This window comes from Pseudomonas sp. LB3P93 (assembly GCF_054898025.1).
The window spans coordinates 4838522-4855175 of sequence record NZ_CM142713.1; the positions used below are offsets into that span (position 1 = coordinate 4838522).

General features: G+C 60.8%; 15 protein-coding genes. 7 read left to right on the forward strand and 8 right to left on the reverse strand.

Features of this window, described 5'->3' with window-relative positions; all coding sequences use genetic code 11:
* Positions 1-4 precede the first annotated feature (4 nt).
* The 3 genes from fabA to ACYZT8_RS21990 all read left to right on the forward strand — a co-directional run bounded on the left by fabA (position 5) and on the right by ACYZT8_RS21990 (position 2385).
* Positions 5-520: a 3-hydroxyacyl-[acyl-carrier-protein] dehydratase FabA gene (fabA, locus tag ACYZT8_RS21980; RefSeq protein ID WP_008148022.1), complete on the forward strand. Its 516-nt coding sequence runs from the start codon at positions 5-7 to the stop codon at positions 518-520.
* Positions 521-531: 11 nt separating this feature from the next.
* Positions 532-1752 carry a beta-ketoacyl-ACP synthase I gene (fabB, locus tag ACYZT8_RS21985; RefSeq protein WP_461975890.1) on the forward strand — a complete coding sequence of 407 codons (1221 nt, stop codon included), beginning with the start codon at positions 532-534 and terminating at the stop codon, positions 1750-1752.
* A 444-nt stretch (positions 1753-2196) separates the two neighbouring features.
* On the forward strand, positions 2197-2385 hold the full coding sequence (locus tag ACYZT8_RS21990; RefSeq protein ID WP_461975892.1) for a hypothetical protein: 189 nt from the start codon (positions 2197-2199) through the stop codon (positions 2383-2385).
* A 70-nt stretch (positions 2386-2455) separates the two neighbouring features.
* On the opposite strand, the gene ACYZT8_RS21995 is transcribed toward ACYZT8_RS21990, so the two are convergent.
* The 7 genes from ACYZT8_RS21995 to ACYZT8_RS22025 form a co-directional block, all read right to left on the reverse strand.
* Positions 2456-2998, reverse strand: a complete 543-nt coding sequence (locus ACYZT8_RS21995; RefSeq protein ID WP_461975894.1) for a DUF2058 domain-containing protein — start codon at positions 2996-2998, stop codon at positions 2456-2458.
* A gap of 28 nt (positions 2999-3026) precedes the next feature.
* Positions 3027-3860: a nucleoside triphosphate pyrophosphohydrolase gene (gene mazG, locus ACYZT8_RS22000; protein WP_461975896.1), complete on the reverse strand. Its 834-nt coding sequence runs from the start codon at positions 3858-3860 to the stop codon at positions 3027-3029.
* 138 nt (positions 3861-3998) lie between these two features.
* Positions 3999-6242: a GTP diphosphokinase gene (gene relA / locus ACYZT8_RS22005; RefSeq protein WP_461975898.1), complete on the reverse strand. Its 2244-nt coding sequence runs from the start codon at positions 6240-6242 to the stop codon at positions 3999-4001.
* Positions 6243-6363: 121 nt separating this feature from the next.
* Positions 6364-7716, reverse strand: coding sequence for a 23S rRNA (uracil(1939)-C(5))-methyltransferase RlmD (rlmD, locus tag ACYZT8_RS22010; protein WP_461975900.1), 1353 nt, complete (start codon positions 7714-7716; stop codon positions 6364-6366).
* Positions 7716-8618, reverse strand: a complete 903-nt coding sequence (gene cysM / locus ACYZT8_RS22015) for a cysteine synthase CysM (protein ID WP_461955230.1) — start codon at positions 8616-8618, stop codon at positions 7716-7718. The genes rlmD and cysM overlap by 1 nt, the downstream gene beginning before the upstream one ends.
* A gap of 233 nt (positions 8619-8851) precedes the next feature.
* Positions 8852-10276, reverse strand: a complete 1425-nt coding sequence (locus tag ACYZT8_RS22020) for a histidine kinase sensor domain-containing protein (protein ID WP_461975902.1) — start codon at positions 10274-10276, stop codon at positions 8852-8854.
* The gene (locus ACYZT8_RS22025) at positions 10263-10985 is read right to left on the reverse strand and encodes a response regulator transcription factor (protein WP_461975904.1); all 723 of its coding nucleotides are present in this window, start codon (positions 10983-10985) and stop codon (positions 10263-10265) included. Before ACYZT8_RS22025 ends, ACYZT8_RS22020 begins: the two co-directional genes overlap by 14 nt.
* A 214-nt stretch (positions 10986-11199) precedes the next feature.
* Between ACYZT8_RS22025 and ACYZT8_RS22030 the strand changes: the two genes are divergently transcribed.
* Together ACYZT8_RS22030 and ACYZT8_RS22035 are read left to right on the forward strand one after the other, a co-directional pair.
* Positions 11200-13953 (forward strand): response regulator, encoded by a 2754-nt coding sequence (locus ACYZT8_RS22030; RefSeq protein ID WP_461975906.1) that lies wholly within the window; start codon positions 11200-11202, stop codon positions 13951-13953.
* Between the two features lie 206 nt (positions 13954-14159).
* Positions 14160-15149: a 2-hydroxyacid dehydrogenase gene (locus ACYZT8_RS22035; RefSeq protein WP_461975908.1), complete on the forward strand. Its 990-nt coding sequence runs from the start codon at positions 14160-14162 to the stop codon at positions 15147-15149.
* 5 nt (positions 15150-15154) lie between these two features.
* Here ACYZT8_RS22035 and ACYZT8_RS22040 read toward each other — a convergent pair whose 3' ends face one another.
* Positions 15155-15556, reverse strand: a complete 402-nt coding sequence (locus tag ACYZT8_RS22040; protein ID WP_461975910.1) for a hypothetical protein — start codon at positions 15554-15556, stop codon at positions 15155-15157.
* A 134-nt stretch (positions 15557-15690) separates the two neighbouring features.
* Here ACYZT8_RS22040 and ACYZT8_RS22045 point away from each other — a divergent pair, with 134 nt between their 5' ends.
* Positions 15691-16125 (forward strand): hypothetical protein, encoded by a 435-nt coding sequence (locus ACYZT8_RS22045; RefSeq protein WP_461975912.1) that lies wholly within the window; start codon positions 15691-15693, stop codon positions 16123-16125.
* Complete coding sequence (locus tag ACYZT8_RS22050) at positions 16125-16529, forward strand: META domain-containing protein (RefSeq protein WP_461975914.1); 405 nt, start codon at positions 16125-16127, stop codon at positions 16527-16529. The genes ACYZT8_RS22045 and ACYZT8_RS22050 overlap by 1 nt, the downstream gene beginning before the upstream one ends.
* Positions 16530-16654: the final 125 nt, after the last annotated feature.

Genomic DNA, 16654 nt, shown 5'->3' on the forward strand with positions numbered 1-16654 from the left:
TCGCATGACCCAACAAAACGCCTTTACTCGGGAAGACCTGCTGCGCTGCAGTCGCGGTGAGCTGTTCGGCCCAGGTAACGCACAACTGCCCGCCCCGAACATGCTGATGGTGGATCGCATCACCCATATCAGTGCCGAGGGTGGCAAGTACGGCAAAGGTGAATTGGTCGCCGAGCTGGATATCACTCCGGACCTGTGGTTCTTCGCCTGCCACTTCGAAGGTGATCCGGTGATGCCGGGCTGCCTGGGCCTCGACGCCATGTGGCAACTGGTCGGATTCTTCCTCGGCTGGCAAGGTCTGCCGGGCCGCGGCCGTGCGCTGGGTTCGGGCGAAGTGAAATTCTTCGGCCAAGTCCTGCCGACCGCCAAGAAAGTGACCTATAACATTCAGATCAAGCGCGTGCTGAAGGGCAAGCTGAACCTGGCCATCGCTGATGGTTCGGTCAGCGTCGACGGCCGCGAGATCTACACCGCCGAAGGCCTTCGGGTCGGCGTTTTCACCTCCACTGACAACTTCTAAGGGTTATCCGCATGCGCCGCGTCGTTATCACTGGTCTGGGCATCGTATCGTGCCTGGGCAATGACAAAGAGACCGTCTCCGCTAACCTGCGTGCAAGCCGCCCTGGCATCCGGTTCAACCCGGAATATGCCGAAATGGGTCTGCGTAGCCAGGTTTCCGGCTCCATCGACCTTCCCCTCGAAGAGCTGATCGATCGCAAGATCTATCGCTTCGTCGGCCACGCGGCGGCGTACGCCTACCTGGCCATGAAAGACGCCATCACTGACTCCGGCCTGACCGATGAGCAAGTCTCCAACCCGCGTACCGGCCTGATCGCCGGTTCCGGTGGCGCTTCCACGCTGAACCAGATGGAAGCGCTGGACATCCTGCGCGAGAAAGGCGTGAAGCGTGTTGGCCCATACCGTGTAACGCGGACCATGAGCAGCACCGTTTCCGCTTGTCTGGCGACGCCGTTCAAGATCAAGGGCCTGAACTACTCCATCGCTTCTGCCTGCGCCACCAGTGCTCACTGCATCGGTACCGCCATGGAACAGATCCAGATGGGCAAGCAGGACATCGTGTTCGCCGGCGGCGGTGAAGAAGAGCATTGGAGCCAGTCGTTCCTGTTCGACGCCATGGGCGCACTGTCCAGCCAGTACAACGAAACCCCGGAAAAAGCTTCCCGTGCCTACGACGCCAAGCGTGACGGTTTCGTCATTGCCGGCGGTGGCGGCATGGTCGTGGTCGAAGAGCTGGAACACGCTCTGGCTCGCGGCGCGAAGATCTACGCGGAAATCGTTGGCTACGGCGCGACCTCCGACGGCTACGACATGGTCGCTCCAAGCGGCGAAGGCGCCATCCGCTGCATGCAGATGGCCATGTCCACCGTTGACGCACCGATCGACTACCTGAACACCCACGGCACTTCGACTCCGGTCGGCGACGTCGCGGAAATGAAAGGTGTACGTGAAGTGTTCGGCGACAAGGCTCCAGCCATCAGCTCCACCAAGAGCTTGTCGGGTCACTCCCTGGGCGCCGCCGGCGTTCACGAAGCGATCTACTGCATGCTGATGATGGAAGGCAACTTCATGGCGGGTTCCGCCAACATCGACGAACTGGACCCGGAAGTGGCAGACATGCCGATCCTGACCAAGACTCGCGAAGACGCCACCATCAACACCGTGATGAGCAACAGCTTTGGCTTCGGTGGCACCAACGCTACCCTGGTACTGAAGCGCTGGCAGGGTAAGTAATACCCCGCTGCTACGCCGCACATAAAAACGCCCCGACTGGTTCGGGGCGTTTTTTTGTGCCTTGGGAAAATGAATTCACCACTGCTCCCTGTAGCAGCTGGCGAAGCCTGCGTTCGGCGACGCAGTCGTCGTAATTTCAGTGTATGCGGTCTGCCTGAATCATCGAGGTAGCTGATTTCACGACGACTGCGTCGCCGAACGCAGGCTTCGCCAGCTGCTACAAGTCGTGCGCAACCTGCAGTTTTGTTCTTCGCGAACATGAAGCTTTTGTCATGAAACTCAACGCCCTGCGACCGAATGCCGCGTGTTTGGCGGGCTGCAGGACTTTTGCGGATTTCGCAAAAAACCGTTACCGAACTCAGCCGTTTACTTAGCAAGCTACCAAAATATATAACTGAGTCCTGCACACGCCTTGCTGCAGATAACAGAGATTGGAGCTAGCAGATGACTGTAAAAGTAACTGAACGCGACGATTCACATAAATCCCACGAAGGTATAGCCGCCGGTATCCGTATCTGGGATGTACATCAACAAGACATGCTGGTTGGGATGTTTCATTCCGAAACCGACGCCCACAGCTACAAGGCCGAACTCGAGAAACTGGAGCAGCAACGCGAACTCCGCTCCGCATAAGCAATGACCGCATTGAAAACGACAAACCCCGCCATGAGCGGGGTTTGTCGTCGTTGCAGCCTTTAAAGGCTTACCACATCAGATCATCAGGGATCTGATAGGCCGCGTACGGATCGTCCTCGGCAGCGACCTCTTCGGTCTTCACATTCAGCTGCACGATCCGCTGCGGATCGCGCTCCTGGATCTTCAGGGCTGCTTCACGCGGGATCACTTCGTAACCGCCGGCATGGTGCACGATCGCCAGGAAGCCATTACTGAGCTGGTTGCGCATCAGCGTGTTGACGCAGAGGCGCTTGACCTTCTTGTCGTCAACGAAGTTGTAGTAGTCCTCGGTGGTCAGCTTCGGCAGGCGCGAGACTTCGATCAACTGCTTGATCTGGGCCGCGCGGGCCTTGGCTTCGACTTTCTCCTGCTGCTGACGGTTCAGCTCCTGGTCGCGCTTGACCTTCTCGGCCTTCGCTTCCTGAGCTGCACGCTGCTGGGAGTCATCGAGCTCAATCTGGCCTTTGTGGACCAGGCGTTGCTGCTTCTGTTTCTCTTTGCCGACCTGTTTGGCCTGCTTTTGGTTGACCAGCCCTGCTTTGAGCAACTGGTCGCGAAGGGAAATGCTCATGGTGCTTATTTCTCACTTAGGCAACTGCTCAACCGCAGCTGGGCAAATTCTTTTCCTGACGTTTGGCTTCGCCCCACAGGGCGTCCAACTCTTCGAGGGTGCAATCTTCTATGGGACGGAGGGTGTCGCGCAATGCCTGTTCGATAAAACGGAAGCGTCTTTCGAATTTGCTGTTGGCACCACGCAGTGCAGTTTCCGGATCAACCTTCAAATGACGCGCCAGATTGACCACGGAAAACAGCAGATCACCGACTTCATCGGCAATCGCTGCCGAGTCGTTGTCGGCCATGGCTTCTAGCACTTCATCGAGTTCTTCGCGGACCTTGTCCAGCACCGGCAAGGCGTCCGGCCAGTCGAAACCGACCTGCCCTGCGCGCTTTTGCAACTTGGCCGAACGGGACAACGCTGGCAGCGCGGCGGGCACGTCGTCGAGCAGGGACAGCTGTTGGGGTGCGGCAGATTTCTCGGCGCGTTCTTCAGCCTTGATCTCTTCCCAGCGTTGCTTGACCTGTTCTTCACTCAGGCGCGGAACATCCAGCGGCGCGTACAGATCACCAGTAGGAAACACGTGAGGATGACGACGGATCAGTTTGCGGGTGATGCTGTCGATGACGCCGGCAAATTCGAAGCGCCCTTCTTCCCGGGCCAGCTGGCTGTAATAAACCACCTGAAACAGCAAATCGCCCAACTCACCCTGCAAGTGATCAAAGTCCCCGCGCTCGATGGCGTCGGCGACTTCGTAGGCTTCCTCAAGGGTATGCGGGACGATGGTGGCGTAGGTTTGCTTGATATCCCACGGGCAACCGAACTGCGGGTCGCGCAGACGGCTCATCAGGTGCAGCAAATCTTCAAGTGAATACATCAATCAGTCTCTACACAAAACCCTGTGGGAGCGAGCTTGCTCGCGATGACGTCGGCACATTCAATAACAATGTACCCTTGAAATCGCCATCGCGAGCAAGCTCGCTCCCACATAAAACAGCTCCCACATTGGTCACCATCACGGGGTACGGTTACGCCGGGTTTCGATGATGTTCGGCAACTGGGAAATTCGCCCCAGCAACCGACCCAATGCATCCAGCCCCGGAATCTCGATGGTCAGGGACATCAGCGCGGTGTTGTCCTCTTTGTTCGAGCGGGTGTTGACCGCCAGCACGTTGATCCGCTCGTTGAGCAGCACTTGCGAAACGTCACGCAGCAAACCGGAACGGTCGTAGGCGCGGATGATGATATCCACCGGGTAGGTGAGCACCGGCACCGGGCCCCAGCTGACCTGGATGATCCGCTCCGGCTCACGCCCGCCCAGTTGCAGCACCGAGGCGCAGTCCTGACGGTGAATGCTCACGCCACGGCCCTGGGTGATGTAACCGACGATGGCATCCCCCGGCAACGGCTGGCAGCAACCGGCCATTTGCGTCATCAGGTTGCCGACGCCCTGGATCTGAATGTCACCTCGCTTGCCCGGTTTGTAGCCAGTGGCTTTGCGCGGGATCAGTTCCAGCTGCTCGTTGCCGCGTTCCGGCTCAACCAGTTGCTGCGCCAGGTTCACCAGTTGCGCCAGGCGCAGATCGCCGGCACCCAACGCGGCGTACATGTCCTCGGCGGTCTTCATGTTGGCCTTGTCGGCCAGCTTGTCGAAGTCCACCGCCGGCAGGCCGAGGCGATTCAGCTCACGTTCGAGCAAGGTTTTACCGGCCGCGACGTTCTGATCACGGGCCTGCAATTTGAACCAGTGGACGATCTTCGCCCGCGCTCGCGAGGTGGTGATGTAACCCAGGTTCGGGTTCAGCCAGTCGCGGCTCGGGGTGCCGTGCTTGCTGGTGATGATCTCGACCTGCTCACCGGTTTGCAGGCTGTAGTTGAGCGGTACGATGCGCCCGTTGATCTTCGCGCCACGGCAGTTATGACCGATCTCGGTGTGTACGCGGTAGGCGAAGTCCAGCGGCGTCGCGCCCTTCGGCAAGTCGATGGCGTGACCGTCGGGAGTGAAGATATAAACCCGGTCCGGCTCGATATCGACCCGCAGCTGTTCGGCCAGACCGCCGATGTCGCCCAGCTCTTCATGCCACTCGAGGACCTGACGCAGCCAGGAGATTTTCTCTTCGTAGTGGTTGGAGCCGGATTTGACATCGGTGCCCTTGTACTTCCAGTGCGCGCAAACGCCCAGTTCTGCTTCTTCGTGCATGGCGTGGGTGCGGATCTGCACTTCCAGCACCTTGCCCTCGGGACCGATCACCGCGGTGTGCAGCGAGCGGTAGCCGTTCTCTTTCGGGTTGGCGATGTAATCGTCGAACTCTTTCGGGATGTGCCGCCACAAAGTGTGGACGATGCCGAGCGCGGTGTAGCAGTCGCGCATTTCCGGCACCAGCACGCGCACGGCGCGCACGTCGTAGATCTGGCTGAACTCCAGACCCTTGCGCTGCATTTTGCGCCAGATCGAATAGATGTGTTTGGCCCGGCCACTGATGTCGGCATCGACGCCGGTGGCGGTCAGCTCATTCTTCAACTGGCCCATCACATCGGCGATGAATCGCTCGCGATCCAGACGTCTCTCGTGGAGCAACTTGGCGATCTGCTTGTACTGATCGGGCTCGAGGTAACGGAAGGACAAATCCTCCAGTTCCCACTTGATATGGCCGATGCCGAGACGGTGAGCCAGCGGCGCATAGATGTCGAAGACTTCACGGGCAACGCGGTTGCGCTTCTCGTCGTCGGCGGTTTTCACCGCACGGATCGCGCAGGTGCGCTCAGCCAGTTTGATCAGCGCGACGCGAACGTCGTCGACCATGGCCACGAGCATTTTGCGCAGGTTTTCGACCTGGCCCTGGGTGCCCAGCACCAAGGATTGACGGGGGCTCAGGCTGGCGCTGATCGCCGCCATGCGCAACACGCCGTCGATGAGTTTGGCGACCACCGGACCGAAGCGCTGGCTGACTGCCGGCAGTTCGATCTGGCCTTCGCGCACGCCGCGGTACAAGACCGCCGCGACCAACGAATCCTGATCCAGTTTGAGGTCGGCGAGAATCTCGGCGATCTCAAGGCCCGTGCGGAAACTCGAGGTCCCTTCGGACCATAGATTCTTCGCCGCATTGGCTTGTTGTTCTGACACGCGAGCGAACTCGCACGCTTCTTTCAAGGCTTCGCGATCCAGTGCCAGATCGACACTGACCGCATGATCGAGCCAAGCCTCGAGATTGATACTGCCGTCGGTGTTGATCGGCTGGTGTGCTCTCACCTGTACCATCTTGCTTACCTTCCCTACGACGCAGATTCAATGCGTCAAATCGCTGACCTTCATTGCCCGATTGCCCTCACGGGGCTAAGCGAGAGCTGCACGGGCGGCCAGTCGGACCAGACGAGCCGTCCTAGCTCGCTTCAAATAACGCCATGGCCTCGACATGCGCCGTCTGAGGAAACATATCGAGAATCCCGGCACGTTTTAACCGGTAGCCCTGCTTGATCAATTCAGCCGTATCGCGCGCCAGCGTTGCCGGGTTGCACGACACGTACACCAACCGCTTGGCGCCCAGGGACGCCAGCTTGCGCACGACCTCGAAAGCACCGTCACGCGGTGGGTCCAAGAGTACCGCACAAAAGCCTTCGCGCGCCCATTCGGCATCGGTCAAAGGCTGGGATAAATCGGCCTGAAAAAACTTCGCATTATGAAGATTGTTGCTAGCGGCGTTCGCGGCTGCCCGCTCGACCATCGCCTGCACACCTTCAACCGCCACCACTTCGCGAACCGTTTTGGCCAGCGGCAAAGCGAAGTTACCCAACCCACAGAATAGATCGAGAACGCGCTCCTCCGCAGTCGGCTGCAACCAGTCCAGCGCCTGGGCAATCATCGCTTCGTTGACCCCGGCATTGACCTGAATGAAATCCCCCGGCCGGTACGCCAGGTTCAAATTCCACTGCTCAAGTCGATAGCCCAACGACTGATCGGCTTCGACCGGTTGTGGTTCGCCCTCTCCATGTAGCCACAACTGGGCTTCATGGAACGCGCAGAAATCCTTGAGGATCGTCAGGTCGGCGTCGGACAACGGCGCCATGTGCCGCAGCAAAACCGCCAGTGACGATCCAGCGAACAATTCCACATGCCCGAGTGCCTGAGGTTTGCTCAAGCGCCGCAGCATTTCCGGCAAGCGGGTCATGATCGGCTGCAAGGGCTGTACCAGCACCGTGCACTCGTTGATGGCCACGATGTCCTGACTGCCCGCCGCGCGGAAACCGACTTCGAGTTTTTTCGCCTTCATGTCCCAGCGCACCGCCACTCGGGCGCGACGACGGTAACCGAATTCCGGACCGCTCAACGGTGCTGCCCACTCTTGGGGTTCGACACCGGCGACCTTGGACAGTTGCTCGGCGAGCATGCGCTGTTTCAGGGCAAGTTGTTCGGAATGCGGCAGATGCTGCACGCTGCAACCGCCGCAGCGACCGGCATGCGGGCACGGTGCCGGACGACGCAATTCGCTGGCCTGGAACACACGCTCGGTGCGCGCCTCGACCACTTTGCCGTGGGCACCCAACACGCGCGCCTCGATTTCTTCACCGGCCAATGCGCCGATGACGAACCAGGTGCGACCTTCGAAAAACGCGATACCGCGACCGTCATTGGCCAGGCGCTCGATGCTCAAGCGTTGCTTTTTGCCGGTCGGAATTTGCGGGGCCTTGCTGCCACCGGTGGGTTGGAAGCGCAGGCCTCTCTCTTGCTTGGCCATCAGTTGGGCGCGTCGAAAATGCCGGTCGACAAGTAACGGTCGCCACGGTCGCAGATGATCGCGACGATCACCGCGTTTTCAACTTCCTGGGACAGGCGCAGCATCGCTGCCACGGCGCCGCCCGAAGACACGCCGCAGAAGATGCCTTCTTCACGGGCCAGTCGACGGGTTACGTCTTCGGCTTCGCTTTGCGCCATGTCGACGATCCGGTCCACGCGCTCGGCCTGGTAGATCTTCGGCAGGTATTCCTGCGGCCAGCGACGGATGCCCGGGATCGCCGAACCTTCCATCGGTTGCAGGCCGATGATCTGCACGTTGTCGCTCTGCTCTTTCAAGTAGCGCGAGACGCCCATGATGGTGCCGGTGGTGCCCATAGAACTGACGAAATGGGTGATGGTGCCCTCGGTCTGGCGCCAGATTTCCGGGCCGGTGGTGGTGTAGTGCGCTTCCGGGTTATCGCCGTTGGCGAACTGATCCAGCACCTTGCCACGGCCTTCGGCTTCCATTCGCTGAGCGAGGTCGCGCGCGCCTTCCATGCCTTCTTCCTGGGTGACCAGAATCAGCTCGGCGCCATAGGCCGTCATCGCGGCTTTACGTTCGGCGCTGGAGTTGTCCGGCATGATCAGGATCATCTTGTAACCCTTGATCGCGGCAGCCATGGCCAGCGCGATGCCGGTGTTACCCGAGGTCGCTTCGATCAGCGTATCGCCGGCGTGGATCTGCCCGCGCAATTCCGCGCGGGTAATCATCGACAGCGCCGGCCGGTCCTTGACCGAACCCGCCGGGTTATTCCCTTCGAGCTTGAGCAAAAGGGTATTGCTGGTGGCGCCAGGCAGGCGCTGCAAACGGACCAGCGGAGTGTTGCCGACGCAATCGGCGATGGTTGGGTACTGCAAGGTCATGGCGTAATTCGCAATCCAGACTGCGGGGGCGCCTATCATACCGGCAAACCTGCGCAGGCCATATCACGCAAAGTGCGGTGCTTATGGCTTATGGGAATAAGCGGCTGTTTCAACGTTGATCCGACGGTTTTCGGTGCCAGGAAAATCGTCTCACCTGCGGTGAGACTCTTTCGTGATGCTGACCCGACGGGCCTCATCGCGGGCAAGCCCGCTCCCACAGGGTTCTGTGTAGGTTAAACAGTTTGTGGCTTACACACGGTCACTGTGGGAGCGGGCTTGCCCGCGAAGGCGTCATCACTGACGCCATCAATCTCAGCCACTAACCGCATATTCAGCCGCAACCCTGCCCCGGTATTCTCAGCCCAAAGACTCCCGCCCTGACGCTTCACCGCATTCCGCGCAATGCTCAACCCCAACCCGAACCCGCCATCCCCCGGCCGCGAACCGTCGAGCCGAGTGAATGGGCAGAAGATCCGCTCAAGATCCGTTTCAGCCACCCCGCCGCCCTCATCCTCCAGCCACAAATGCCAGAAGTCGCCATCGCGCTGACCGCCCAGCCGCACGATGCCGCCACTCGGTGAATGGCGAATGGCGTTGCGCAGAATGTTTTCCAGCGCCTGCGCCAAGGTGTTGAGATTGCCCCGCACCCAGCACGACGAATCCACCACGCACTGCAATTGACTCGCCGGCCAGCCGCTTTCATAGCAGGCGTTTTCCGTGAGCATTTCCCACAGTGCCTGGACCTGAATCGCTTCGTCGGGCAACGGCGAGCGCTCGGTGTCGAGCCAGGCCAGTTGCAACGTGTCTTCCACCAGCCGCTGCATGCCATCGACTTCCCTGCCAATGCGCTCGCGCAACTGCGCCAGCCCCTGCTCGCTTTCGCTGGCGACCCGCAGACGGCTCAGGGGCGTACGCAGTTCATGGGACAAGTCGCGCAGCAATTGCTGTTGCAGGGCCACGGTGCTTTGCAGCCGCTCGGCCATGTGGTCGAACGCCCGGCCCAGCTCACCGAGTTCATCCGACCGATTGGTGGTGCTGCTCGACACACGTACGCTCAACTGGTCGGCGCGCCAGGCGTTGGCTTGTTCACGCAGGCTGTTCAACGGCACGACCAACAGCCGGTACAGACCGACGCACAGTAACAGCGTGAACAATCCGGGGATGATGCCGTTGGTGATCACGCGCCAAAACACCCGGTATTGCCCGGGCATGAAGCGCTGGGGTAGTTCGATGACCAGACTGCCGGCGTAAGAATCACCAGGGAACGGCACGCGCAGCCACGGCAGACGTTTCTTGTGAATAGGCCAATCCAGGCCGCGCAGAAAAGTCAGGTGTTCGATTTCCTTGTCCGTCAGCGGCAGGCTGCTCAACGACTGTAAATCACCGCCGATGACGCCAACCCAGCCTGCCTCGCGCTGTTTCATACCTTGCAGCCAGGCATCGATACCCTCGCTATGCCCCTGACGCCACGCCTGTTCGGCCTCGGCGGCATACCCCACCAGCGTGCGTCGGGCCTGATCCGACAGGTACTGGTTTCGTTGCTCCATGTAGCGGCCCCAGGACCAGCTCAGCCAGATCATCAGCAGACAGAACGCCACCAGCAAACACGCGAGTTTCCAGAACAGCGAGTGCCGGCCCGGCAGGTCAGACCATTTCATCGCCGGCACTCAATACGTAACCCTTGCCCCAGACCGTACGCACTTCCCGTTCGGTGTAGCCGATGCCTTTGAGTTTGCGGCGGATCTGACTGATGTGCATATCGAGGCTGCGGTCATGGGGGGCGAAACCGCGTTGCAGCACGTGCTGATAAAGGAAAGCTTTGCTCAGCACTTCATCGCCATTGCGATTCAGTGTGTCCAGCAGTCGATACTCGCTGCGGGTCAGACCGGCGGCGTGTTCGCCGTAGAAAACCTCACAGACCTCCTCATCGAAACGCAGGCTATCGACCGAGGACGCCACCGCTGCTGGCTCCGGCCGACGGTCGAGCGCCACCCGGCGCAGGATCGCCTCGATGCGCACACGCAACTCGGCCATGCTGAAGGGTTTTGGCAGGTAATCATCGGCCCCCAGGCGAAAACCGCTGATGCGATCCGCCTCTGCGCCCAGCGCTGACATCAATACCACCGGGGTGGAATGGCTCTGGCGCAGCTGCGTCAGCACGTTCAGTCCGTTCAGCCCGGGCAGCAAAATATCCATCAGCACGACATCGAAGGGCTGTTCGCGGGCAATGTCCAGGCCTTCCTGGCCGTTCTGGCACCAGGTCACCTGAAAACCACAACGGCCCAAATGTTCGTGCACATAAGCGCCGAGGACGAGGTCGTCTTCAATGGACAGGATGCGGGGATGGCCAACAGAGATGGGAGTCATGAGTATCTGCAAATAATTCTCAGTTGGCGATTATTCAAGATTGCCTGACGATGGGCAACCCAAGGTTTGCCCGTGGCGCAAAAGCGGCGATCCATCCGACGAATGACGACATCAATTTTACGAAGATTGCCTGCCTGCAAATCGCTACACTGGCCCGGTGGCGCGTGCCGGATGTACGCGCAGGTCAATCAATAGCTGGATGCAGGAGAGATGCGTGCTCAAGAAACTGGGAATTAAAGGCCGCGTGCTGTTGCTGACCCTGTTGCCGACCACTCTGATGGCGCTGGTTCTGGGCGGCTATTTCACCTGGACGCAGCAATCCGACCTGCAAGCCCAATTGATGCAGCGCGGCGAGATGATCGCCGAACAGCTCGCGCCGCTGGTGGCCCCGGCCATGGGTCACAAAGACAATGAGCTGCTGGAGCGCATCGCCACCCAGTCGCTGGAAACGCCGGACGTGCGCGCCGTGACCTTCCTCGCCCCCGACCGCACGCCTGTGGCCCACGCCGGCCCGACCATGCTCAACCCGGCGCCGATGGGCAATGGCTCGCAGATGCTGCGCCGCAGTGGCAACGATGCGACACGTTACCTGCTGCCGGTGTTCGGCAAACACCGCAACCTGGCCGGCGACCTGATACCTGATGAAGCCGAGCGCCTGCTGGGCTGGGTCGAGCTCGAACTGTCCCACAGCGGCATGCTGCTGCGCGGTTACCGCAGCCTGTTCGCCAGCCTGCTGCTGATTGGCGCGGGCCTGGCCGGTGCGGCGTTGCTCGCCTTGCGCATGGGGCGGACGATCAATCGGCCGATCAGCCAGATCAAACTGGCGGTGGCGCAACTCAAGGACGGTCATCTGGAAACCCGCCTGCCGCCCCTTGGCAGTCAGGAACTGGATGAACTGGCGTCGGGCATCAACCGCATGGCCGGCACGCTGCAAAATGCTCAGGAAGAATTGCAGCACAGCGTCGACCAGGCCACCGAGGACGTGCGCCAGAATCTGGAAACCATCGAGATCCAGAACATCGAGCTGGACCTGGCGCGCAAGGAAGCCCTGGAAGCGAGCCGGATCAAATCCGAGTTCCTCGCCAACATGAGCCATGAAATCCGCACGCCGCTCAACGGTATTCTCGGCTTCACGCACCTGCTGCAAAAAAGCGAGCTGACCCCACGACAGCTCGACTACCTGGGCACCATCGAAAAGTCTGCCGACAGCCTGCTGGGGATCATCAACGAGATCCTCGACTTCTCGAAAATCGAGGCCGGCAAACTGGTGCTCGACAATATTCCGTTCAACCTGCGCGACCTGCTGCAGGACACGCTGACCATCCTCGCCCCGGCCGCCCACGCCAAACAGCTTGAGCTGGTGAGCCTGGTTTATCGCGATACGCCGTTGTCGCTGGTGGGCGATCCGCTGCGACTCAAGCAGATCCTCACGAACCTGGTGAGCAACGCGATCAAGTTCACCCGCGAAGGCACCATCGTCGCCCGGGCCATGCTTGAAGAAGAACACGAAGACAGCGTGCAACTGCGCATCAGCATTCAGGACACCGGCATCGGCCTGTCGAACCAGGACGTGCGCGCCCTGTTCCAGGCGTTCAGCCAGGCCGATAACTCGCTGTCCCGCCAGCCCGGCGGTACCGGTTTGGGACTGGTGATTTCCAAGCGTTTGATCGAGCAGATGGGTGGCGAGATCGGCGTCGACAGTACGCCGGGCGAAGGCTCGGAATTCTGGATCAGCCTCAGCCTGCCCAAGACCCGCGACGATGCCGAAGACCTTCCCGCCCCACCGCTGCTCGGGCGCCGGGTGGCAGTGCTGGAAAACCATGAACTGGCCCGTCAGGCCCTGCAGCATCAGCTGGAAGATTGCGGCCTGGTCGTGACGCCGTTCAATACCCTGGAAAGCCTGGCCAATGGCGTGACCGGCGCACATCAGACCGATCAGGCGATCGATCTGGCGGTGCTCGGCATCACCAGCAACGACATGCCGCCGGAGCGCCTCAACCAACACATCTGGGACCTCGAACACCTGGGCTGCAAAGTGTTGGTGCTGTGCCCGACCACCGAACAGACGCTGTTCCACCTCTCGGTGCCCAACCCGCACAGCCAGCTGCAGGCCAAACCGGCCTGCACCCGCAAGTTGCGTCGGGCATTGTCCGATCTGGTCAACCCGCGCCAGCAGCGTAGCGAACCCGGCGAACCGGTCTCCAGTCGTGCGCCGAAGGTGCTGTGCGTCGACGACAACCCGGCCAACCTGTTGCTGGTGCAAACCCTGCTCGAAGACATGGGCGCCAAGGTGCTCGCGGTCGAAAGCGGTTACGCGGCAGTGAAAGCGGTGCAGAGCGAGACCTTTGACCTGGTGTTGATGGACGTGCAAATGCCCGGCATGGACGGGCGTCAGAGCACCGAGGCGATTCGTCAGTGGGAAAGCGAGCGGCATTGCACGCCACTGCCGATCGTCGCCCTCACCGCCCACGCCATGGCCAACGAAAAACGCGCGCTGCTGCAAAGCGGCATGGACGACTACCTGACCAAACCGATCAGCGAACGGCAACTGGCACAAGTGGTGTTGAAGTGGACCGGCCTGGCGTTGCGCAATCACGGGCCGGAGCGTTCCAGTGACAGTCATGGCGGCGCCCATGAGTTGCAGGTGCTCGACCACGACGAAGGCTTGCGCCTGGCCGCCGGCAAAGCCGATCTGGCAGCCGACATGCTGGCGATGTTGCTGGCCTCCCTGGAAGCCGACCGCGAGGCGATTCGCCTGGCTCGGGAAATCAACGACCAGAACGCCCTGATCGAACGCGTCCACCGCCTGCACGGCGCGACCCGCTATTGCGGCGTCCCGCAACTGCGCGCCGCCTGCCAGCGCAGCGAAACCCTGCTCAAGCAACAGGACCCGAAAGCCCCCGGCGCCCTGGAAGAACTCGACCGGGCGATCAATCGCCTGGCCGCCCACGCCCGAATAAACGCTTGATGCAGCGCAATGGCGCTGAACACCATCAGCGCTAAGCTCACCGGACTCTGTAGCAGCTGGCGAAGCCTGCGTCCGGCGACGCAGTCGTCGTAAATCCGGTAAACGCGGTTTACCTGATAGACCGCAGCGCCTGATTTTACGACGACTGCGTCGCCGGACGCAGGCTTCGCCAGCTGCGACATAAAGCGAGTCAGACGGAGGACCGTATGCGCACGATTCTTTTCAGCAGCCAGACCTACGACCGCGACAGTTTTCTCGGCGCCGAGCTGCCCGCCGATATCGAGCTGCACTTTCAATCGGCACGGCTGAGCCTCGATACCGTGGCACTGGCGGACCATCACGAGGTGGTCTGCGCGTTCATCAATGATGACTTGAGCGCCCCGGTGCTGGAACGCCTGGCAGCGGGCGGCACACGCTTGATCGCCCTGCGCTCGGCCGGTTACAACCATGTCGACCTCGAGGCCGCAAAGCTTTTGGGGCTCTCGATTGTGCGGGTCCCTGCCTACTCGCCGCACGCGGTGGCCGAACACGCGGTGGCGCTGATCCTGGCGCTCAACCGGCGCCTGCACCGCGCCTATAACCGCACCCGCGAAGGGGATTTCAGCCTGCACGGCCTTACCGGATTCGACCTGGTGGGCAAGACCGTCGGCGTGGTCGGCACCGGGCAGATCGGCGCGACCTTCGCGAAAATCATGAACGGTTTCGGCTGCCAATTGCTGGCCTACGACCCCTATCCCAACCCGCACGTCGAAGCACTCGGTGCTCGTTACCTGAGCTTGCCGGAGTTGCTCGCCGAATCGCAGATCATCAGCCTGCACTGCCCGCTCAACGAGCAGAGCAAACACCTGATCAACCGCGAATCACTGGCGCACATGCAGCCCGGCGCGATGTTGATCAACACCGGGCGCGGCGGTCTGGTGGACACGCCGGCGCTGATCGATGCGCTGAAAGACGGCCAATTGGGTTATCTGGGGCTGGATGTTTATGAAGAGGAGGCACAGCTGTTTTTCGAGGACCGCTCCGACCTGCCGCTGCAGGACGATGTGCTGGCGCGGCTGCTGACCTTTCCGAACGTGATCATCACCGCGCACCAGGCCTTCCTGACCCGCGAAGCCCTGGACGCGATTGCCACGACGACCCTGCAGAACATCGCGGCCTGGGTCGCCGGCACGCCGCAGAATCGGGTCGAAGGCTGAGCTGATCAGGCTTTTGACAAGACGATCATCAGACCCAGCCAGCCGAACCCCAGCAAGCGTTGCCCCAGCGAATGCCCGCGACGCAGCAGGAACCAGACAAAAAACGGCGGCAGAAAGAAAATCATCAGCTTCAGCCAGAGTTCCACCGGACGCACGCCGTTGGGGGCGGTCATCGGAGTCGCAACCTCGGCTTCGACTGCGGTTTTGCGTTTACGTCCAAACGCGGCGGGGGTCACCCTTGCCACTCTCTCATCAGCCGGCAAACGCCCGAAAGAAAGCGGCGCCTGCACGGGCGCTGCCCTCGAAATGTCCGCTTGCGCCGTTCCCGCCGGTGCACCGCAATGAATACAAGCAGGCGCCGTGGAGCTGATGCGTTGCTTGCACTCAAAACATTCGATTAACGCCATGTCCGTTCCTTAGAGATGCAAAAGCGGCAGTGTGCCATGAGTCGTACGGTAATTTGAACCTGATCGAAGGTCATCTGCCCGCGCCATGCTGCGTGCAGGCCCGTGATAGCATACTGCGCATATTTGGAGGACCCATGGTCGAACACGATTTCCGCTACACCCTGATGAACCCGCAACACACCCTCACCGAATGCCGCGCCCTTGTGCCGGGGCGTTATCAAGTCACCGGCAACGGCGGCTCGATTCGTAACAATGACGTGCTGGTCGTGACCCTCAAAGGTGCCAAGGACTTGTCCATGCGCCTGACCGTGGAAACGGTTCGCCACTTGATCAACCCGCCCGGCCAATGGGTCGCGGTGGCCAGTGGTCCGGTGTTCGGCGAATTGGCGATCCACACCTGGAAAGTCAATTGCGACAGCTGCGCCAAAGAGCTGAGTTTCGAGTTCGCCGTCGACGCCAAGCTGGGCAACAAGGCTGAAAAGCCTGCCGCCACCGCGCGGATTGCCGAACTGGGCTGGACCACGGTTGGCGAGAAGCACCTGTGCCCGAAATGCCAGGAGCCCGCGTGATGAAACGCCTCGCCCTGACCGCCCTGGTCGGTGCCAGCCTGCTGGGCTGCGCCGCCGAGCCGGTGAAATTGCAACAAAACCGCAGCTACATTCTGGAATGGATCGGCGAACGTCCGTTGATGGACTACAGCCACCTGACCATCACCCTGGGTGAAGACGGCCGGGCTTACGGCAATGGCGGCTGCAACCACTGGTTTGCACCGTACACGCTGGAAGGCGACAAGCTGAGCTTCGGCAAGATCGGCAGCACCCGCAAACTGTGCGCGCCGGCCGTGTTGGAGCAGGAAAAGCGCTTCATGCAGGCCCTGGAAAATGTGCAGCGCTGGGATGTTTCGCCGATCGAACAGATGCGCTTCTGGCCGGCGCAAGGCAAGCCGTTGCGTTGGTGGCTTGAAGAGGGTTGATAACCCTCACCTGCGCTCCAGTGAATGACTGTGGCGAGGGAGCTTGCTCCCGCTCGGCTGCGCAGCAGTCGCAAAACCGGTACATGCGGTTTAACTGATAAACCGCGGTGACGGGTTTTAGGGCT